Source organism: Streptomyces sp. ISL-100, assembly GCF_018614615.1.
In the GTDB taxonomy this organism is placed as follows: Bacteria; Actinomycetota; Actinomycetes; order Streptomycetales; family Streptomycetaceae; genus Streptomyces.
In genome coordinates this window covers 14,476-32,909 of record NZ_JAGGOK010000130.1, presented here as the reverse complement: position 1 = coordinate 32,909, position 18,434 = coordinate 14,476, and the positions used below count along the sequence as shown (strand labels likewise).

Sequence of the window (18,434 nt, the reverse complement as noted above, 5' to 3'; positions counted from 1 at the left end):
TCTCCCTCTCCCTCTCCCTCTTCCGCGGAACTGCTCGAATTCGTGCGCCGTACCGCCGCCGACGCTTCGCTGGTGGCTTCCCTTCCGCTCGATCCCGAAGGCCGTACCTGGGTACGGCTCGACGGGCCCGGCGGAAGTGAGGCATGGCTGATCGGGTGGCCGCCCGGCACCGGAACGGGCTGGCACGACCACGGCGGCTCGCGCGGTGCCTTCGCCGCCGCGGCGGGCACCCTGCGGGAGGAGTCGCTCGCGGCGCGCATCCCCACCGAGGGCTGGAAGACCCTCGAACTGGCCGACGGGGTGGACCGGGAGCGGCAGCTGACGGCCGGCCGGGGCCGGGCCTTCGGCGCGCACCATGTGCACCAGGTGCTGAATGAATCGACGGACGAACACGCCGTCTCGGTGCACGCCTACTACCCGCCGCTGCCGATGATGCGGCGCTACAGCCGCACGGGCGCGGTGCTGCGTCTGGAGCACGTCGAACATCCCGAGGAGTGGCAGTGAGTGGCGAACGTGTCGGCATCGACGAACTGCTGGAGCGGGTACGCGAAGGGCTCGACCGCGTCGGGCCACAGGAGGCGTACGACGCCGCGGCAGCCGGTGCGCTGCTGGTGGACATCCGGTACGCGGCGCTGCGGGAGCGGGACGGACTGATCCCGGGGGCGCTCGTCGTCGAGCGCAACGAGCTGGAATGGCGGCTCGATCCGCAGGGCAGCCACCGCGCTCCGGAGGCCACCAGCCATGACCTGCGGATCGTGGTGATCTGCAACGAGGGATACGCGTCGAGTCTCGCGGCTGCCTCCCTGCGGCAGTTGGGGCTGCACGGGGCGACGGATCTCGACGGTGGGTTCCAGGCGTGGCGAGCGGCGGGGCTTCCGGTTACTCCCTAAGAGGCACGCGGTAAGGGGCGTCCGTGCTGGAGGGCGCCCCCTTACCGCGTTGCTGTCCCTGCTGCTTGGCGGTGGTGACTTCCACCGGGCGCGACTTGAGGTCTGCCCGTCATGCCGGCGCGCTGAACGCGGTGAGGACGGCGAGCGCGATGCCGGTGCCGACGATCGCGCCCATCAGCAGGGCCGTCAGGGCTTCGATGTGCAGCATCCGCAGGACCTGTCGGAGCGTGGCGCCAGCCAACCTGATCATCGCGGATGCGGTCGTAGACCGACATGGCGCCGCCCAGGCTGAAGAGCCTGACGCGCGCGCCGACGGCGTCCAGGAACTCGACCGGGCATGACGTGGCCGGGGCCGGCGGCCAGCCGCTTCCTGCGCCCCGCCACAACGATCCGCCGCGGCTAGAGCGGGTCGTAGTCCAGCCCCTCCGTGTTCTCGCCTTCCTCTTCGAGGGCGCGTCTGACCACCCGCAGGGCCATGCCCTCGGGGTAGCCCTTGCGGGCCAGCATGCCGGCGAGTCGGCGCAGCCGGCGGTCGCGCTCCAAGCCGCGGGTGGAGCGGAGTTTGCGGGCCACCAGCTCGCGGGCCCGCTCTTCCTCCTGATCGGCGTCTAGCTGCCCCATCGCGTCATCAATGAGGGTGGGGGCGACGCCCTTGTTACGCAGCTCCCGCGCGAGCGCCCGCCGGGCGAGGCCCCGGCCGTGGTGCCGGGACTCCACCCAGGCGTCCGCGAAGGCCGCGTCGTCGATGAGCCCGACCTCCTCGAAGCGGGACAGCACCTCGTCCGAAACGTCGTCAGGGATGCCCCGCTTGTGGAGAGCGTCCGCGAGCTGTTTGCGGGTGCGCGCGGTTCCGGTGAGCAGCCGCAGGCAGATCGCCCGCGCCTGCTCACCTGGATCCTGAGGCGGCAGCCCCTTTCCGGCCCTCGACGGGTCGGGGCTGCCGCTGTCCTCGGCATCCATGCCTTCGCTTGCGCTTCCCGGCCAGTCCGTCCTCCGGGTCACGGTCTAGCTCTTGGCTGCCGCGGGCTTGGCCGTCTTGGCCTTGGTCGCCGGAGCCGGTACCGACTTCGCGTCGGCCGCGGCCGGGGTGCTGACCGCCGCGTCCGCGCCGGGCTCGGCTGCCGGGGCCACGGGCTTGACGCCGACGCCCAGCTTCTCCTTGATCTTCTTCTCGATCTCGTCGGCGAGATCGGGGTTGTCCTTCAGGAAGTTACGGGCGTTCTCCTTGCCCTGGCCGAGCTGGTCGCCCTCGTACGTGTACCAGGCACCCGCCTTGCGGACGAAGCCGTGCTCCACGCCCATGTCGATCAGACCGCCCTCGCGGCTGATGCCCTGGCCGTAGAGGATGTCGAACTCCGCCTGCTTGAACGGCGGCGCGACCTTGTTCTTGACGACCTTGACGCGGGTGCGGTTGCCGACCGCGTCCGTGCCGTCCTTGAGGGTCTCGATGCGGCGGATGTCGAGCCGCACCGAGGCGTAGAACTTCAGCGCCCGGCCACCGGTCGTGGTCTCCGGCGAGCCGAACATCACACCGATCTTCTCGCGGAGCTGGTTGATGAAGATGGCCGTGGTCTGGGACTGGTGCAGCGCACCGGTGATCTTGCGCAGCGCCTGGCTCATCAGCCGGGCCTGGAGACCGACGTGCGAGTCGCCCATCTCACCCTCGATTTCCGCTCGCGGCACCAGGGCTGCGACGGAGTCGATGACGATGAGGTCGATGGCGCCCGAGCGGACCAGCATGTCCACGATCTCGAGTGCCTGCTCGCCGGTGTCCGGCTGGGAGAGGATCAGGTTGTCCGTGTCGACGCCGAGCGCCTTCGCGTACTCCGGGTCGAGCGCGTGCTCGGCGTCCACGAAGGCGACGGTGCCGCCGGCCTTCTGCGCGTTCGCCACGGCGTGCAGCGTCAGCGTCGTCTTACCGGAGGATTCCGGTCCGTACACCTCCACCACACGCCCGCGCGGCAGCCCGCCGACGCCGAGCGCGATGTCCAGAGCGGTCGACCCGGTAGAGATGACCTCGATGGGGTCGTTCGGCCGGTCGCCGAGGCGCATGACTGCGCCCTTGCCGAATTGCCGTTCAATCTGCGCGAGCGCGGCGTCGAGCGCCTTCTCGCGGTCGGTGCCTGCTGCCATGGGTTCCACCCGATTTGCTTGAGTCGATCGCTTCACGTCAAAGACGCTATCTCCTGCCACTGACAACGCGTCCCGGCGCCGTCCTGACCTGTGGATAAACCCTCGCAGCTTCCCGGCCAGAACCCCATCAGAATGGATGTTCGATTTCGGTGTCAAGCGCACCACGCCCACCGGCCCGGCCCCGTCGCGCGCCTATCGGGTCATGTTCTCGGCCTTCATGCTCAGCCCGGACCGGATGCTCCAGCAGTTCGGCCTCGGCCTGGCGGTCGCGATCCTGCTGGACGCCGTCGTCATCCGCTGCCTGATCGTGCCCGCGGTGATGCAGCTGCTGGGGCGTCGCGCGTGGTGGCTGCGCAAGGCACTGCCGCGGGTGGAGCTGGAGCGCCACTGACCGCGCGTACGTGACCTCAGGCGTCGTCGTCCGAGGGCGGCGGCGCCTGGTCTGTGCGCGGCTCCCGCCGGGGCTCGTGGCGCCCCGTGCGCCGCAGGCGTACGAAGGCCGAGACGCCGCGGCGCCGCGGGTGTCTGCCGTGCACACGCGGGTCGTCCGTCACGGCGTACCGCTTCACATACGCGCCCAGGAAGGCCTGCAGCGTCGCGATCGCCGGAATCGCGATCAGCGCGCCCACCGCCCCCAGCAGCGCCGTGCCCGCGACGACCGAGCCGAAGGCGACCGCCGGATGGATGTTGACGGTCGTCGCCGTCAGCTTGGGCTGCAGTACGTAGTTCTCGAACTGCTGGTAGACGACGACGAATCCGAGCACCCACAGCGCGTACCAGGGGTTGACGGTGAAGGCGACCAGCATCGGCAGTGAGCCCGCCAGGTACGTACCGATCGTCGGAATGAACTGCGAGATGAGCCCCACCCACACCGCGAGGGCGGGCGCGTACGGCACGTCGAGGATCAGCAGCAGGATGTAGTGCGCGACGCCGGAGATGAGCGCCATCAGACCGCGTGAGTAGATGTAGCCGCCGGTCTTGTCGACCGCGATCTCCCAGGCGCGCAGCACCTCGGCCTGGCGGGCCGGCGGCAGTACAGAGCACAGGGCGCGGCGCAGCCGTGGTCCGTCGGCCGCGAAGTAGAAGGAGAACAGGAAGATCGTCAGCAGCTGGAACAGCCCGCCCAGCACAGTCGCCGACACGTCCAGGACGCCGGTCGCGCTGTTCTGTACGTACCTGCGCAGCCAGTCGGAGTTCAGGACGCTGGCCTGGATATCCACCCGGGAGAACTCCGTGCGGAACGTCTGGTTGATCCAGTTGATCACCTGGTCGACGTACTTCGGGAAGTCCTCGACCATCTCGATGATCTGGCCGGCCAGCATCGAGCCGAGCAGCACGATGAAGCCGACGCCCGCGACCAGCACTCCGATGAAGACCAGGAAGGTCGCGAGGCCGCGCCGCATGCCGTGGGCCGCCATGCGCCCGACGGCGGGCTCGATCGCGAGAGCCAGGAAGAAGGCGATCAGGACGTTGAGCAGCAGGCCTACGAGCTGGTGGAACGCCCAGTTGCCGAGCTGGAAGCAGGCGTAGAGAGCGAGCGCGAGCACCATGGCGCGCGGCAGCCACCGGGGCATGCGGGCCGGACCGCTGTCCGCCCTGGGGCTCGCGGGCGGCGGTGCGGTCGGCGAGTCTTCATGCCCGGCGGGCTCGTCAGTGGATGCCACGGGGTCAGTCTGGCCCATGCCTGTGACATCCGGCCCCTCCGCCCCTTGCCCCCCATGCACGTCAGCGCCTGTCGGCGGGCACGTCCATCGCGACGCAGACGCCGCGCCAGACGCTCTTCGCGTCCCAGCCGGCCGCCAGGGCCTGGTTCACCGTGCGACCGCCGAGCTCGGCCATCACGTGATCGCGGGCGAAGGAATCGGCGTACGCCTCGCCGAAGTGCTCCGCCATCCGCTCCCAGAAAATCGTCAACCGCATGACTCCAGTATCGCGCCCCTGAGAGTGCAGACCGGTCCCCGGAGCTTCCCGAGAGCGCTTTCCGTCCTACGGTCGTTCCATGGCTGGATCCGGAGCATCTCCCCTCGCACGCGCCGAGCACTTCATCTGGCTGACGGCCCGCGTGCTCGAACAACGGCGGTTCGCCTACCACTTCCTGGACGGTGGCCCAGACACGGTCGAAAGGGCGCTCGCCCCGTACCAGGGCGATGACGGCGGCTACGGCTACGCACTGGAACCCGATCTGCGCGGTCCCGTGAGCCAGCCGCTGCACGTCGCTCACGCGCTGCGTGTCCTCGATTCCATCGGCCGCTGCGAGGGCGTGCGGGTGGAGCGGATGTGCCGCTATCTGTCCGACGCGTCGACGAAGGAGGGGGCACTGCCTGCGGTAGCCCGTTCGTTGCGCGGCTATCCGGCCGCACCGTTCGTCCCGGTCGTGGACGACCCTCCGGGCGATCTCCTGGCGACGGGCCCTGTGGTGGGCCTGCTGCACCGCAGTGAGGTGTGGCACGCGTGGCTCTTCAGGGCCACCGATTTCTGCTGGGCCGCGGTCGGAGCGCTGGAGAAGTCCCATCCGTACGAGGTCCAGGCGGCGGTCGCCTTCCTGGACGGCGTGCCCGACAGGACCCGGGCGAAGGCCGCCGCGGACCGGCTCGGCCGGCTGGTGCGCGAGCAGCGGCTCGTCGTCCTGGATCCGGCGCGGGCCGGGGAGCAGCCCGTCGCCGCGGGGTACGCGCCGGGCGAGCACCATTTCGCGTACGACTACGCCCGTACGCCGGGATCGCTCGCCCGTGACTGGTTCACCGACGAGGAGATGAGCCGCTCGCTGGACTTCCTCGCGGGCGGACAACTGGAGGACGGGGGCTGGCCGATCCGCCGACGGGAATGGGCGCCGGGGACCGCGCTGGAGGCGCGTCCGATCGTGACGATCGACGCGCTGCTGACGCTACGGGCGTACGGACGCGTCATCGGCTGATTCCGGCGAGCCGGCGCGCGGCGACAGGGCGGCGGTTGTACGTCAGCCGCTGATCGCCCGTACACCCGCCGTGACGACCACCGCAGCCCCGACCACCACGAGGAAGGGGGCGCGCAGGACGAGCGCGAGCGCTGCCGCCACAAGTCCCGCGCCCCTGGCGTCCAGAACCAGGTGCTGACCGGTGCTGAAGGTCTGCTGGGCGGTGAGCTCCGCCAGCAGGGCGACCGTCGGCGCACGTGCGGGCAGGCTCTGGCCGTGCCGGCGCAGCAGCCTGGCCACGGCGATCCGCAGCAGACTGTCGGCGGCGAGCGCGTTGCCCTCCTCGGCCGCCCTGTGGACCCCGCGGATGAGTCGCGCGGTGTCGGCGTCCTCGACGATGGTCTCGGCGAAACCGGCCGTTCCGCGCAGGCTCGTCGTCTCCTCGGCGATGCCGGCGACCACCTGCGCCGAGGGGTACAGGGTGGCGTACGACCAGCCCTCGGGCACGCCCGCGTGCGCGGCGTGCGGCACCTCCGGGTTGATCATGACGACGGTGCCCGGGCGTGCTTGGATCGTGCCCTGCGGCATGACCACGTCCTCGATTCCGCGGAAAACCGCGCCGAGGACGAACCCCTCATGGCTGTGCCGCGAGAAGGAATGACGCACATAGCGAGCCCGCAGCAGATCGAGGCCGGGCACACCCGGGTACTGCCAGTGCCGCGCCCACTCGTCCTTCCCGCCCGTCACCTCACGCACGTCCCGCATGTCTCCCGCGTCTCCCGCGCCTCCCGCCTCCTTCGCCATACAGCCATTCTGCGCCCCGCCCGCACGCCGCTGACCTGCACGTCCATGTCCTGGACGCCCGTTGTCAGTGGTCGGGTGCACGATGGGGGACATGTCCAGGACTGCGCTCGACTCCTTCTCCCCCGCGACCCGCGGCTGGTTCACGGGGGCCTTCAGGGCGCCCACCGCGGCGCAGGAAGGCGCCTGGCAGGCCATCTCCGAAGGTTCCGAAGTCCTGGTCGTGGCCCCGACCGGCTCCGGAAAGACCCTGGCCGCCTTTCTCGCCGCCCTCGACGACCTGGCGTCCAAGCCCCCGCCCGCCGACCCCAGGCAGCGCTGCCGGGTGCTGTACGTATCACCGCTCAAGGCCCTCGCGGTCGACGTCGAGCGCAACCTGCGCAGCCCCCTCACCGGCATCCGCCAAGAAGCCGTACGACTCGGCATGACCGAACCCGACGTCCGCGTAGGCATCCGCTCCGGCGACACTCCGGCCGCCGAGCGGCGGTCGCTCGCGACGAAGCCGCCGGACATCCTCATCACCACACCCGAGTCGCTGTTCCTGATGCTCACGTCCGCCGCGCGCGACGCCCTGGCCGGCATCGAGACGGTGATCCTGGACGAGGTGCACGCCGTCGCAGGGACCAAGCGCGGCGCGCATCTCGCCGTATCTCTGGAGCGGCTCGACGAGCTGCTGCCGCGCCCCGCCCGCCGGATCGGCCTGTCCGCGACGGTCCGGCCGGTGGACGAGGTCGCCCGCTTCCTCTCGCCCCGGCGCCAGGCCGCCATCGTCCAGCCGCCTTCGGGCAAGGAGTTCGACCTGTCGGTGGTCGTCCCCGTGGAGGACCTGGGAGAGCTGGGCGGTGCCCCGGCCAAGGGCGACGACGCGGGCGACAAGCCGTCGATCTGGCCGCATGTCGAGGAGCGCATCGCCGACCTCGTCCAGGCGCACCGCTCGACGATCGTCTTCGTGAACTCCCGCCGCCTCGCCGAGCGCCTGTGCAACCGGCTCAACGAGATCGCGTACGAACGGGCCACCGGCGAACCACTGCCCGATGACCAGTCACCCGCCGAGATCATGGCTCAGGCGGGCGCCGCCAAGGGCGCTCCGCCCCTGCTCGCCCGTGCCCACCACGGTTCGGTCTCCAAGGAACAGCGCGCCCAGGTAGAGGAGGACCTCAAAGCCGGCCGGCTGCCCGCCGTGGTCGCCACATCCAGCCTGGAGCTGGGCATCGACATGGGCGCGGTGGACCTCGTCGTCCAGGTCGAGTCACCACCGTCCGTGGCCTCCGGTCTTCAGCGTGTCGGCCGCGCGGGGCACCAGGTCGGCGCGGTCTCGACCGGCGTCGTCTTCCCCAAGTACCGCGGCGACCTCGTCCAGTCGGCCGTCGTCACCGAGCGCATGCGCAGCGGCTCCATCGAGGCCCTGCGCGTCCCCGCCAACCCGCTCGACGTCCTGGCGCAGCAGCTCGTCGCCATGGTGGCGCTCGACACCTGGCAGGCCGACGACCTGCTCGCCACCGTCCGCCGCGCGGCCCCCTTCGCCTCGCTCCCCGAGTCCGCCTTCACGGCGGTCCTCGACATGCTCGCCGGCCGCTACCCGTCCGACGCCTTCGCGGAGCTCCGCCCCCGCGTGGTCTGGGACCGCATCGCCGGTACGGTCACGGGCCGCCCAGGGGCACAGCGCCTGGCCGTCACCTCCGGCGGCACCATCCCCGACCGCGGGCTCTTCGGTGTCTTCCTGGCCGGAGCCGACCCCAAAAAGGGCGGCGGCCGCGTCGGCGAGCTCGACGAGGAGATGGTCTACGAATCACGGGTGGGTGACGTCTTCACCCTCGGCACGACCTCCTGGCGCATCGAGGACATCACGCGCGACCGCGTGCTGGTCTCCCCCGCCCCCGGTGTGCCGGGCCGGCTTCCCTTCTGGAAGGGCGACCAGCTGGGCCGCCCCCTCGAACTGGGCCGCGCGCTCGGCGCGTTCGTCCGCGAGGTCGGCTCCCTCACCCCCGAGGACGCCCGGCTGCGCCTGACGGCCGCCGGCCTCGACGCCTGGGCCGCCGAAAACATCCTGTCGTACCTCGACGAACAGCGCCGCGCCGCCGGTCACATCCCCGACGACCGCACCATCGTCGTGGAACGCTTCCGCGACGAGCTCGGCGACTGGCGGGTCGTCATCCACTCCCCCTTCGGCGCCCAGGTGCACGCCCCCTGGGCGCTGGCGCTCGGCTCCCGTCTGACCGAGCGGTACGGCATGGACGCCCAGGTCATGCACGCCGACGACGGCATCGTGCTGCGCCTGCCCGACGCCGACCTGATGGGCTTCGACCTCCTCGACGACGAACCGTCCCGGCAGAGCACGGCGTTCGACAGCGACCAGGCTCCGCTCGGCGCGGCAGACGTCGCGTTCGACAAGGGCGAGGTCAACCAGATCGTCACCGACCAGGTCGGCGGCTCGGCGCTGTTCGCCGCCCGCTTCCGCGAGTGCGCCGCCCGCGCGCTGCTTCTGCCGCGCCGCAGCCCCGGCAAGCGCACCCCGCTGTGGCAGCAGCGCCAGCGCGCCTCCCAGCTGCTCCAGGTCGCCTCCGAGTTCGGCTCGTTCCCGATCGTCCTCGAAGCCGTGCGGGAGTGCCTCCAGGACGTCTTCGACGTTCCCGGCCTCACCGAACTCATGGGCGACATCGAGTCCCGCCGCGTCCGGCTCGTCGAAGTCACCACCCCCGAGCCGTCCCCCTTCGCCCGCTCCCTCCTGTTCGGTTACGTCGCCCAGTTCCTGTACGAGGGCGACTCACCCCTCGCCGAGCGGCGCGCCGCCGCGCTCTCCCTGGACTCCCGGCTCCTGGCCGAGCTGCTCGGCCAGGCGGAGCTGCGCGAGCTGCTCGACGCCGATGTCCTGACCGAGCTGGAGCAGGAACTCCAGTGGCTCACCGAGGACCGCCGTGTCAAGGACCTGGAGGGTGTAGCCGACCTCCTGCGGGTCCTGGGCCCGCTCACCGACACCGAGCTGGCCGCGCGAGGCGCCGAACCGGGCTGGGCCGAGGCCCTGTCGACCGCCCGCCGGGCCATCCACGTCCGTATCGCCGGGGCGGACCACTGGGCGGCCGTCGAAGACGCGGGCCGGCTGCGCGACGCACTGGGCACCGCGCTCCCGGTCGGCGTGCCCGAGGCATTCACCGAGCCCGTAAAGGACCCGCTCGGCGACCTCCTCGCCCGTTTCGCCCGCACCCACGGCCCGTTCACGTCCGCCACAGCTGCTGCCCGGTTCGGTCTGGGAGCGGCCGTGACGGACGGCGCCCTGCAACGCCTCACCGCCAACGGCCGGGTCGTGCAAGGCGAGTTCCACCCCGCCGGGATCGGCCAGGAATGGTGCGACGCGACGGTGCTGCGCCGCCTGCGGCGCCGGTCCCTCGCCGCCCTGCGCCACGAGCTGGAGCCGGTTCCGCCCGCCGCGCTCGCCTCATTCCTCCCTCAATGGCAGCACCTGGGCAGCAGCAGCCTGCGCGGCATCGACGGACTTGTGCGCGCCGTCGAGCAGTTGCAGGGCGCCTCCGTGCCCGCGTCCGCCCTCGAAAAGCTGGTCCTCCCTTCCCGCGTGGCGGGCTACTCACCCGCCATGCTCGACGAGCTCACCACCACCGGCGAGGTCCTGTGGGCCGGGTCGGGCGCACTGCCCGGCAAGGACGGCTGGGTGTCCCTCTACCTCGCCGACGCGGCGCCCCTGCTCCTCCCCCAGCCGCACCCCCTCGAACTCACCGCACTGCACGAGTCCGTCCTCACCACGCTCTCCGGTGGGTACGGTCTCTTCTTCCGCCAGATCGCCGACCAGGTCCGCGCCACCACTCACCCGGACTGCACCGACCCGCAACTCGCCGACGCCCTCTGGGACCTGGCCTGGTCGGGCCGTCTCACCAACGACACGCTCGCGCCCCTGCGCTCCCTCCTCGGATCGGGCCGTACGGCGGGCTCCACCGCCCACCGCGCCAAACGCACGGTCCCGCGCGGGCGTTACGGCACCCTCAGCGCGGCCACCCGTCCCGCTTCCCGCACCGGTCCGCCCACGGTCTCCGGCCGCTGGTCCCTGCTCCCCGCCCACGAACCCGATCCGACGCACCGCGCCCACGCGCTCGCCCGCACGCTGCTCGACCGGCACGGCGTGGTCACGCGCGGCGCGGTCGCCGCCGAAGGGGTCGAGGGCGGCTTCTCGGCGACGTACCGCATCCTGGCCGCTTTCGAGGACAGCGGGCAGGCCCGCCGCGGTTACGTCGTGGAGGGCCTCGGGGCCGCCCAGTTCGCGATGGACGGCGCGGTCGACCGCCTGCGGGCCGCTGCCACCGCGCGCGAGCGCGCCGAAACGGATTCCCCGAACCGCGCGGTGATCCTCGCCGCTGCCGACCCCGCCAATGCGTACGGAGCGGCCCTGCCCTGGCCCGAACCGCCCTCCGACGCGGGCCACAAACCCGGCCGCAAAGCCGGGGCCCTCGTTGTCCTGGTCGACGGCGAGCTGACCCTCTACATGGAGCGCGGCGGCAAAACGCTGCTCGCCTGGCCCACCGACCCGAACGACCCGGCAGCCCCCGACCCGCGCCTCACCGCGGCTGCCGAAGCCCTGGCGAAAGCGGCCAGGGAAGGCGCCCTGGGCACGGTCACAGTGGAACGCACCAACGGCGCCCCCGCCCTGACGTCACCCCTGGGTAAAACTCTGGAAGCAGCAGGCTTCCATCCCACCCCCCGAGGCCTCCGCCTCCGCCCCTGAGCCCACCTGTCGTGCGGTCCCTGCCGGGCTCGTTACCCTGCCCCGTCCCACTCCACCGCATGATGGACCCATGCCCGAAGGAGACTCCGTCTGGCAGGCCGCCCAGCACCTGCACTCCGCCCTCGCCGGACACACCCTCACCCGCGCCGACCTCCGCGTCCCCCGGTTCGCCACCGCCGACCTGACCGGCCGCACCGTCCTGGACGTCACCCCTCGCGGCAAACACCTCCTCACCCGCATCGAGGGCGGCCTCACGCTCCACTCCCACCTCGGCATGGACGGCGCCTGGACGATCTACGCCCCCGACGAGCGATGGCGCGGCGGCCCGGCCCATCAGATCCGCGCCGTCCTCGGCACCCCCGAACACACCGCCGTGGGCTACCGCCTCCCCGTACTCGAACTCATCCGGACCCAGGACGAAGCCCAGGCCGTCGGCCACCTCGGCCCCGACCTCCTTGGCCCGGACTGGGACGCCGACGAAGCACTCCGCCGCCTCCTGGCAGACCCCGCCCGCCCCCTGGGCGAAGCCCTCCTCGACCAGCGCAATCTCGCCGGCATCGGCAACGTCTACAAGTCGGAGCTGTGCTTCTTCGCCCGCGTCACCCCCTGGCTCCCCATCGGCGAACTCCCCGCCCCCGAACGCCTGGTCGCCGCCGCCAAACGCCTCCTGGAGGCCAACCGCGACCGCCCCGGCCGTCGCACCACCCTCCGCGAACGCGCCCACACCCCACTCCTCTACGTGTACGGCCGCGCCGGCCGCCCGTGCCTGCGCTGCGGCACCCCGATCCGCCACGCCGACCAGGGCGACGGAAGCCGCGCACGCCCCACGTACTGGTGCCCCCGCTGCCAGTCGGGCCCCACCCCGTAAGCACGGCGCCCCAACGCGTCCTCAACCCGACCAACGCGCGAAGCACGCTCGACGAAGCACGCCCGACACCCAGCCCAGACCCGACACACCAGTTGACGCCCCGTCAGGTCCAGCCGTACCGTCCCCGCATGCCCCTCAAGGCGTACGACCTCACCGGCCGCACCGCACTCGTCACCGGCGCCGCGAGCGGCATAGGCCGGGCCTGCGCACTACTCCTCGCCGAAGCCGGCGCCACCGTCCACTGCGCGGACCTCGACGAGAGCGGCCTCCACGAGACCACCGCCCTGATCACCAAAGCGGGCGGAACCGCGCACCCCCACCGCCTGGACGTAACCGACCGAACCCAGCTCGCGGCGGCGGTCTCCGCAGCCGGCCCCCGTCTCGACATCCTCGCCGCCATCGCCGGAATCATGCACCGCAGCACCGTCCTGGAGACCCGCGACGAAGACCTCGACCGCGTCCTGGCGGTCAACTTCAAGGGTGTTCTGTACGCATGCCAGGAGGCGGCCCGCGCCATGATCGCCACCAACACTCCTGGCAGCATCATCACCATGGCATCGGGCGCAGTCGACGCGGCGAACGCCGGCCTGCTCTGCTACAGCACGGCCAAGGCAGCCGTCGTACAGCTCACCAGGACACTCGCCACCGAGCTCGGCCCCCACTCCATCCGCGTGAACGCCGTGGCCCCCGGCTGGATCCGCACCCCCATGACCGACCGCCACGACGCGGTACTCCAGCACCGGGCCGAAGCCGCCGTGGTCCGCGCGTCCCCGCTGGGCCGCGTCGGCGAGCCCGAGGACATCGCGCACGCGGTACTCCACCTGGCGTCGGACGCCTCCGCCTTCACGACGGGCCAGATCCTCCACCCGAACGGCGGCGTCGCAATGCCCTGGTAACCGCCCCGGTAACCCCGCACCGCCGCAATACCGCCCCCGGCGTACGCCCCCGCCCGCGTCGCCGACGCCGCGAATCCACCCCGGCCGCGGCTGCCGAAACCACGTGAACCGGCAGCAGGCTCAGCCCCCAGCCGCCCGCCGCCACCGCGCCCTCCACGACCCCCGTCCGCTCCGGCACCAGCACCATCCGCAGCACGGCACCCCACCACACCACGCCGAACACCAACGCCGGCACCAGCACCGCCCCGCGTCCGCGGAAGTCACGCCATGCCATGGCCGCCTCCTCCGCCCGACGCTATGCGGGCCCCCGCACACGGCGGGAGGGCGCACCGGAAGCACACCCGGCGCACCCACCCGAACCGCGCATCCACCAGCACCGCACACCAACCGCACCAACCACGCCTCGCGCTCTACGCGCTCTCGGCCTGGAACATCCACGCATGCTTCTCAAGGTCCGCCGTGAGCCCGATGATGATGTCCTGGGTCACCGGATCCGGCTCAGCGGTTACGTCGATCCGCTCCCGCATGCGCCCGACCACGACCCCGAGCGCGTCCACCAGGATCCGTACGGCGTCCACATCCTTGATCCACCCCGACGGCACCTCCCGGATCGCCGTCGCACGCGCCACGCTCGCTGACCGCCCGTCCGGATTCACACCCAGCGCCGAGGCCCGCTCGGCCACCAAGTCGGAGTGCTGCCGCGCCGAGCCGACCACGTCGTCGAGCTGCAGGTGTACGGACCGGAATCGCGGCCCCACCACGTTCCAGTGGACCTGTTTGGCGACCAGCGAGAGATCCACGAGGTCCACCAGCGCCCCCTGCAGGGCCTCGCCCACCACCTTGAGATCCGCCTCGGCCAGGCTGCTCTTCACGACAGACATCCGTTTTCCTCCTCAGGAAACCGACTGATTCGACCGACCCTTCACAGTTCCCACCACCATGGCACATACCCCCCAAAACGGTCACTCGAAGGCATGAAAAAGCCCCGGGGGTCCCTCAGGACCCACCGGGGCTCTTCCGCAAGCCTCAGACCGAAATCGCCGCAATCAGGCGGCGACCACGTCCACCGCTTCCGCGGGTGCCTTGATCGTCACCCGCTCCGGTGGCACACCTGCCACCGACGTCACCGAAACGGAATTGAGCATCGGGCGTACCGGTGGACGCACCGGCTCGCTCGCAGCCGACTCCGCCAGCTCAGCCAGCGACAGCTCATCACTCACTTCGCGCATGAGCTCGGACATCCGTACGTCAAGCGCGTCGCAGATAGCGGAGAGCAGCTCGGAGGATGCCTCCTTCTGCCCCCGCTCCACCTCGGATAGATAGCCGAGTGAGACTCGGGCGGACGAGGAGACTTCGCGCAGAGTACGGCCCTGGCGCTGGCGCTGCCGACGCAGCACGTCACCAAGCAGGCGACGGAGCAGAATCATCGGTGGCTCCCTCCTCGGACCGCGTAGCCGCATCCTTCACGCCCCACCGTACCGCCTCGCGCTGCGGCCGTGCGGGGAGCGATGTCGTGTTCACTCAGGGCTGCAAACATCAATTCCCCCCGTTCTGTTCCGTATCCTGTGCCCGCGCATTTTCATTCAGTTCGTCGCAGAGCAGGGTCAATACTCTCCGTACACTCTCCATACGGATTACCGCCCGGTCACCGTTCAACCTCAACCGGGCCACTTTCCCGGCGCCGTCCGGCCCCGCGACCGCCACGAACACGGTCCCGACAGGCTGCCCGTCCTGGGCTTCGGGCCCCGCGACACCCGTGGTCGCGACTCCCCAGTCGGCCCCGAGGACCCGCCGCACCCCTGCGGCCATCTGCCGCGCGACCTCACCGTCCACGGCTCCGCGCTGCTCCAGGAGGGCCGCGTCGACGCCGAGGATGTTCCTTTTGAGCTGCGTGGCGTACGCCGTGACGGCTCCGCGGAAGACTCTTGAAGCACCAGGCACGGAAGTCAGCTCCGCGGCCACCAGGCCGCCCGTGAGCGATTCGGCGACAGCGAGCGTCTCGCCCCGGCCGGCCAGCAGCTCCAGCACCTCCGCGGCACCACTCGCCCGTACAACAGCGCCACCCGTCACCGCGACGACTCCTCCGCCGCGATCCCGGCCCGCCGCAGCACCACGGCCTGGCGCACATAGTCCAGCCCGGTCACCACGGTCAGCACGACCGCCACCGCCATCACCCAGAACCGCAGCGTCGCGAGCGGCCCCGTCAGCGCCAGCACGTACATCCCGACCGCCACACCCTGCAGGAGCGTCTTCATCTTGCCGCCCCGGCTGGCCGGAATGACCCCGTGCCTGATCACCCAGAAGCGCAGCACCGTGATGCCCAGCTCCCGGAAGAGGATGACGCCCGTCACCCACCACGGCAGGTCGCCGAGCGCCGACAGGCAGATCAGCGCCGCGCCCATGATCGCCTTGTCGGCGATCGGGTCGGCGATCTTCCCGAAGTCGGTGACCAGGTTGTACGTGCGGGCCAGATGCCCGTCAAAAATATCGGTGATCATCGCAACGGCGAAGGCCGCCCATGCCCACGCACGCCAGGCCGGGTCGTACCCGTCGTCCTGAAGCATCAGCATCACGAAGCCGGGCACCAGCACCAGCCGCATCATGGTGAGGATGTTGGCGATGTTCCACAGACTGGCCTGATTGACGGCCGCAGCGCCCAGCTTGCCGCCGGGCGCCGGCTTCGCGCCGGTTCCACCGGCAGCGGATGCCGGGACTCCGGTCATCTGCCTGCCTCCTCGTCGGGGGTCTGGGGGTCGCCTCCCAGAAGGTCGCAGTGTTCCGCCACCAGGTCCACGCCCTCGGTACCGACCACCTTCGCCTCGACCATACGGCCGACCGTCAGGCCCTCGCCGGACGTGAACAGCACCTGTCCGTCCGTCTCGGGCGCCTGGTGCGCCGCACGCCCCACCGCGCCGTCCTCGCCGTCAACCGACTCGACGAGCACCTCGACCGTCTCACCGAGCCGCTCCTCGGCCCGCTGGGCGGTCAGCTCGTCCGCAAGCCGCGAGATGTGCTCGAGCCGCTCGGCGATGACCTCGCCGTCCAGCTTGTTGTCGTACGTGACGGCCTCGGTGCCCTCCTCGTCGGAGTACCCGAAGACGCCGATCGCATCCAGTCTGGCACCCGTGAGGAAGCGCTCCAGCTCGCCGAGGTCCGCCTCGCTCTCGCCGGGGAATCCGACGATGAAGTTCGACCGCACACCGGCCTGCGGCGCCTTGTTCCTGATGGTCTCCAGCAGCTCCAGGAAGCGGTCGGTGTCACCGAAGCGCCGCATCGAGCGCAGCACACCGGCCGCCGAGTGCTGGAAGGACAGGTCGAAGTACGGCGCGATCTTCGGCGTGGACGTCAGTACGTCGATCAGGCCAGGCCGCATCTCCGCGGGCTGCAGGTAGCTGACCCGTACCCGCTCGATGCCGTCGACCTCCGCCAGCTCCGGCAGCAGCGTCTCAAGCAGCCGGATGTCACCGAGGTCCTTGCCGTACGACGTGTTGTTCTCGGAGACCAGCATGATCTCCTTGACGCCCTGCTCGGCCAGCCAGCGCGTCTCCCCCAGTACGTCGGAGGGGCGCCGTGAAATGAAGGATCCGCGGAACGACGGAATGGCGCAGAAGGAACACCTGCGGTCGCACCCGGACGCGAGCTTCACGGAAGCGACCGGGCTGTTCCCCAGACGCTGCCGCAGCGGCGCACGCGGTCCCGAGGCCGGCGCGAGGCCCTCGGGCAGGTCCTCGGGAGGCGTGTCCTGAGCGTGCCCGGGAAGGGCCACATCGGAGGCGCTGGAGGCGTCCTGGCGCTCCGCGGGGCTGATGGGCAGCAGCTTGCGCCGGTCACGCGGGGTGTGCGAGGCGTGGATGCCGCCGTTGAGGATGGTCTGGAGGCGGTCGGAGATGTCGGCGTAGTCGTCGAATCCGAGTACGCCGTCGGCCTCCGGCAGCGCTTCCTGGAGTTCCTTGCCGTACCGCTCGGCCATGCATCCCACGGCGACGACGGCCTGGGTCTTGCCGTGATCCTTCAGATCATTGGCTTCCAGCAGGGCGTCGACGGAGTCCTTCTTGGCGGCTTCGACGAATCCGCAGGTGTTGACGACGGCGACGTCCGCGTCCGAGGCGTCCTCGACGAGCTGCCAGCCGTCCGCTGCCAAGCGGCCTGCCAGCTCCTCCGAGTCCACCTCATTACGGGCGCAGCCAAGAGTGACAAGGGCGACGGTGCGGCGTTCGGGCATGGGCTCAAGACTACTTTGTCCCGGCGCGCGCCCCCGCCGCGAGGGTTCCACGGGGCCGGCGCCCCCGAAATCCGGGCCGGGCCCCGCCTTCCCGGCCTGCTCGCGGCCCGGGAGGCGTCCAGGTCAGCCGACCTCGGGGTCGCCCTTCGTGTACGTCAGCCGCTCGACCTGTCCCGGCTGGAACTTGTCGCCGACCTCCTTGCCGTTCACGAACAGCTGCATCGCCCCGGCGTCACCGAGCACGAGCTCGATCTTCTCCTTGTCCGTGAAGGTCTTGGAGTCGCCCTTCTCCAGCAGGCCGTCGAAGAGCAGCCTGCCGTTGTGGTCCTTCGCCGAGATCCAGCTCTTGCGGTCCTTGGCGGTGAGGGCGACCGTCACCTGGTCCTGCGGGACGGCCGCGATGGCACTGTCCGACGGGTCGGGCTTCGGGTCGACGGGCTTGGTCGGGGCCGGCTTCGCGGGCTTGGTGGCGGCGGGCGTGGAGCCGCCGGCCACGTCCGTGGAGCCGCCGTTGCCGTTGCCACCGTTGAAGAGCGTGAAGCCGACGAAGCCCACGACGGCGACGATCGCGGCGACCATGGCCGCGGTCCAGTTGGGCCGGCGCGCCTCGGGACGGATCCGTTCCGCCTCGAAGAGCGGCGCGGCGGGCGTGGGCGCGGGACGTCCGCCGTGCTCGTCGTCGTACTGCGCGACCAGAGCGTCCGCGTCGAGGCCTACGGCGCGCGCGAGCGTACGGATGTGTCCGCGTGCGTACACATCGCCGCCGCAGCGGCTGAAGTCGTCCTGCTCGATCGCGTGCACGATGGGGATGCGCACCCGGGTCGAGCCGCTGACCTCGTCGACGGTCAGACCCGCGTCAACGCGGGCCTGCTGGAGAGCGCGTCCGATCGAGGGCCGGTCGTCTTCGATCGAGGGCCGGTCGTCTTCGATCGAGGACCGGTCATCTTCGATCGAAGGGCGGTCGTCTTCGGGAGAGTTGCCGATGGACACGAGGGCGCCTTT

18 protein-coding genes and 1 pseudogene are annotated in these 18,434 nt (G+C 71.0%); 7 read left to right on the top strand and 12 right to left on the bottom strand.

Annotated features, from left to right (window positions below; genetic code table 11):
* Both J7E89_RS38720 and J7E89_RS38715 read left to right on the top strand, forming a co-directional pair.
* A partial coding sequence (locus J7E89_RS38720; RefSeq protein WP_214980957.1) for a cysteine dioxygenase family protein occupies positions 1–504 on the top strand: 504 nt, incomplete at its 5' end.
* The gene (locus J7E89_RS38715) at positions 495–890 is read left to right on the top strand and encodes a rhodanese-like domain-containing protein (protein ID WP_214980956.1); all 396 of its coding nucleotides are present in this window, start codon (positions 495–497) and stop codon (positions 888–890) included. The genes J7E89_RS38720 and J7E89_RS38715, both read left to right, overlap by 10 nt.
* A gap of 109 nt (positions 891–999) precedes the next feature.
* On the opposite strand, the gene J7E89_RS38710 is transcribed toward J7E89_RS38715, so the two are convergent.
* From J7E89_RS38710 to recA, 3 genes are all read right to left on the bottom strand, one after another.
* The gene (locus J7E89_RS38710; RefSeq protein WP_214980954.1) at positions 1,000–1,140 is read right to left on the bottom strand and encodes a hypothetical protein; all 141 of its coding nucleotides are present in this window, start codon (positions 1,138–1,140) and stop codon (positions 1,000–1,002) included.
* 149 nt (positions 1,141–1,289) lie between these two features.
* Positions 1,290–1,892 (bottom strand): recombination regulator RecX, encoded by a 603-nt coding sequence (recX, locus tag J7E89_RS38705; RefSeq protein WP_374196989.1) that lies wholly within the window; start codon positions 1,890–1,892, stop codon positions 1,290–1,292.
* A gap of 3 nt (positions 1,893–1,895) precedes the next feature.
* A complete protein-coding gene (recA, locus tag J7E89_RS38700) occupies positions 1,896–3,032 on the bottom strand; it encodes a recombinase RecA (RefSeq protein ID WP_214980952.1) in 1,137 nt (378 codons plus the stop codon).
* Between the two features lie 190 nt (positions 3,033–3,222).
* On the opposite strand from recA, the pseudogene J7E89_RS38695 reads away from it, so the two are divergent.
* Positions 3,223–3,414 (top strand): annotated as a pseudogene (locus J7E89_RS38695) (MMPL family transporter); the annotation flags it as partial.
* Positions 3,415–3,430: 16 nt separating this feature from the next.
* Here J7E89_RS38695 and J7E89_RS38690 read toward each other — a convergent pair.
* Together J7E89_RS38690 and J7E89_RS38685 are read right to left on the bottom strand one after the other, a co-directional pair.
* Positions 3,431–4,597 (bottom strand): AI-2E family transporter, encoded by a 1,167-nt coding sequence (locus J7E89_RS38690; RefSeq protein WP_285439343.1) that lies wholly within the window; start codon positions 4,595–4,597, stop codon positions 3,431–3,433.
* Between the two features lie 151 nt (positions 4,598–4,748).
* Entirely contained in the window at positions 4,749–4,943 is a 195-nt protein-coding gene (locus tag J7E89_RS38685; protein ID WP_214980949.1) for a DUF3046 domain-containing protein, read from the bottom strand.
* A 79-nt stretch (positions 4,944–5,022) separates the two neighbouring features.
* Between J7E89_RS38685 and J7E89_RS38680 the strand changes: the two genes are divergently transcribed.
* Positions 5,023–5,937, top strand: a complete 915-nt coding sequence (locus tag J7E89_RS38680; protein WP_214980948.1) for a hypothetical protein — start codon at positions 5,023–5,025, stop codon at positions 5,935–5,937.
* Positions 5,938–5,979: 42 nt separating this feature from the next.
* On the opposite strand, the gene J7E89_RS38675 is transcribed toward J7E89_RS38680, so the two are convergent.
* Positions 5,980–6,681, bottom strand: coding sequence for an AraC family ligand binding domain-containing protein (locus tag J7E89_RS38675; RefSeq protein ID WP_251061675.1), 702 nt, complete (start codon positions 6,679–6,681; stop codon positions 5,980–5,982).
* Between the two features lie 130 nt (positions 6,682–6,811).
* Between J7E89_RS38675 and J7E89_RS38670 the strand changes: the two genes are divergently transcribed.
* From J7E89_RS38670 to J7E89_RS38660, 3 genes are all read left to right on the top strand, one after another.
* Positions 6,812–11,446: an ATP-dependent helicase gene (locus J7E89_RS38670; RefSeq protein ID WP_214980947.1), complete on the top strand. Its 4,635-nt coding sequence runs from the start codon at positions 6,812–6,814 to the stop codon at positions 11,444–11,446.
* A gap of 70 nt (positions 11,447–11,516) precedes the next feature.
* Positions 11,517–12,314: an Fpg/Nei family DNA glycosylase gene (locus J7E89_RS38665; protein WP_214980946.1), complete on the top strand. Its 798-nt coding sequence runs from the start codon at positions 11,517–11,519 to the stop codon at positions 12,312–12,314.
* A 128-nt stretch (positions 12,315–12,442) separates the two neighbouring features.
* Positions 12,443–13,210 (top strand): SDR family NAD(P)-dependent oxidoreductase, encoded by a 768-nt coding sequence (locus J7E89_RS38660; RefSeq protein WP_214980945.1) that lies wholly within the window; start codon positions 12,443–12,445, stop codon positions 13,208–13,210.
* A 410-nt stretch (positions 13,211–13,620) separates the two neighbouring features.
* Here J7E89_RS38660 and J7E89_RS38655 read toward each other — a convergent pair whose 3' ends face one another.
* The 6 genes from J7E89_RS38655 to J7E89_RS38630 all read right to left on the bottom strand — a co-directional run bounded on the left by J7E89_RS38655 (position 13,621) and on the right by J7E89_RS38630 (position 18,422).
* The gene (locus tag J7E89_RS38655) at positions 13,621–14,091 is read right to left on the bottom strand and encodes a Dps family protein (RefSeq protein WP_214980943.1); all 471 of its coding nucleotides are present in this window, start codon (positions 14,089–14,091) and stop codon (positions 13,621–13,623) included.
* Positions 14,092–14,256: 165 nt separating this feature from the next.
* Positions 14,257–14,637, bottom strand: coding sequence for a helix-turn-helix domain-containing protein (locus tag J7E89_RS38650; RefSeq protein WP_028814221.1), 381 nt, complete (start codon positions 14,635–14,637; stop codon positions 14,257–14,259).
* A gap of 109 nt (positions 14,638–14,746) precedes the next feature.
* Positions 14,747–15,280, bottom strand: a complete 534-nt coding sequence (locus tag J7E89_RS38645; RefSeq protein ID WP_214980942.1) for a CinA family protein — start codon at positions 15,278–15,280, stop codon at positions 14,747–14,749.
* The gene (gene pgsA, locus J7E89_RS38640) at positions 15,277–15,933 is read right to left on the bottom strand and encodes a CDP-diacylglycerol--glycerol-3-phosphate 3-phosphatidyltransferase (protein WP_214980941.1); all 657 of its coding nucleotides are present in this window, start codon (positions 15,931–15,933) and stop codon (positions 15,277–15,279) included. Before pgsA ends, J7E89_RS38645 begins: the two co-directional genes overlap by 4 nt.
* Positions 15,930–17,432 carry a 30S ribosomal protein S12 methylthiotransferase RimO gene (gene rimO / locus J7E89_RS38635; RefSeq protein WP_214980940.1) on the bottom strand — a complete coding sequence of 501 codons (1,503 nt, stop codon included), beginning with the start codon at positions 17,430–17,432 and terminating at the stop codon, positions 15,930–15,932. The genes pgsA and rimO overlap by 4 nt, the downstream gene beginning before the upstream one ends.
* A 123-nt stretch (positions 17,433–17,555) precedes the next feature.
* Entirely contained in the window at positions 17,556–18,422 is an 867-nt protein-coding gene (locus tag J7E89_RS38630) for a helix-turn-helix domain-containing protein (RefSeq protein WP_214980939.1), read from the bottom strand.
* Positions 18,423–18,434 lie beyond the last annotated feature (12 nt).

What these genes read in the sequence shown, in the direction of transcription:
- J7E89_RS38660 (WP_214980945.1), top strand. Translation starts at nt 12,443, where the DNA reads ATGCCCCTCAAGGCGTACGACCTCACCGGCCGCACCGCACTCGTCACC.
- J7E89_RS38650 (WP_028814221.1), bottom strand. Translation starts at nt 14,637, where the DNA reads ATGATTCTGCTCCGTCGCCTGCTTGGTGACGTGCTGCGTCGGCAGCGC.
- J7E89_RS38675 (WP_251061675.1), bottom strand. Translation starts at nt 6,681, where the DNA reads ATGCGGGACGTGCGTGAGGTGACGGGCGGGAAGGACGAGTGGGCGCGG.
- pgsA (WP_214980941.1), bottom strand. Translation starts at nt 15,933, where the DNA reads ATGACCGGAGTCCCGGCATCCGCTGCCGGTGGAACCGGCGCGAAGCCG.
- J7E89_RS38685 (WP_214980949.1), bottom strand. Translation starts at nt 4,943, where the DNA reads ATGCGGTTGACGATTTTCTGGGAGCGGATGGCGGAGCACTTCGGCGAG.
- J7E89_RS38665 (WP_214980946.1), top strand. Translation starts at nt 11,517, where the DNA reads ATGCCCGAAGGAGACTCCGTCTGGCAGGCCGCCCAGCACCTGCACTCC.
- J7E89_RS38710 (WP_214980954.1), bottom strand. Translation starts at nt 1,140, where the DNA reads ATGATCAGGTTGGCTGGCGCCACGCTCCGACAGGTCCTGCGGATGCTG.
- J7E89_RS38670 (WP_214980947.1), top strand. Translation starts at nt 6,812, where the DNA reads ATGTCCAGGACTGCGCTCGACTCCTTCTCCCCCGCGACCCGCGGCTGG.
- rimO (WP_214980940.1), bottom strand. Translation starts at nt 17,432, where the DNA reads ATGCCCGAACGCCGCACCGTCGCCCTTGTCACTCTTGGCTGCGCCCGT.
- J7E89_RS38655 (WP_214980943.1), bottom strand. Translation starts at nt 14,091, where the DNA reads ATGTCTGTCGTGAAGAGCAGCCTGGCCGAGGCGGATCTCAAGGTGGTG.
- J7E89_RS38680 (WP_214980948.1), top strand. Translation starts at nt 5,023, where the DNA reads ATGGCTGGATCCGGAGCATCTCCCCTCGCACGCGCCGAGCACTTCATC.
- J7E89_RS38690 (WP_285439343.1), bottom strand. Translation starts at nt 4,597, where the DNA reads ATGCCCCGGTGGCTGCCGCGCGCCATGGTGCTCGCGCTCGCTCTCTAC.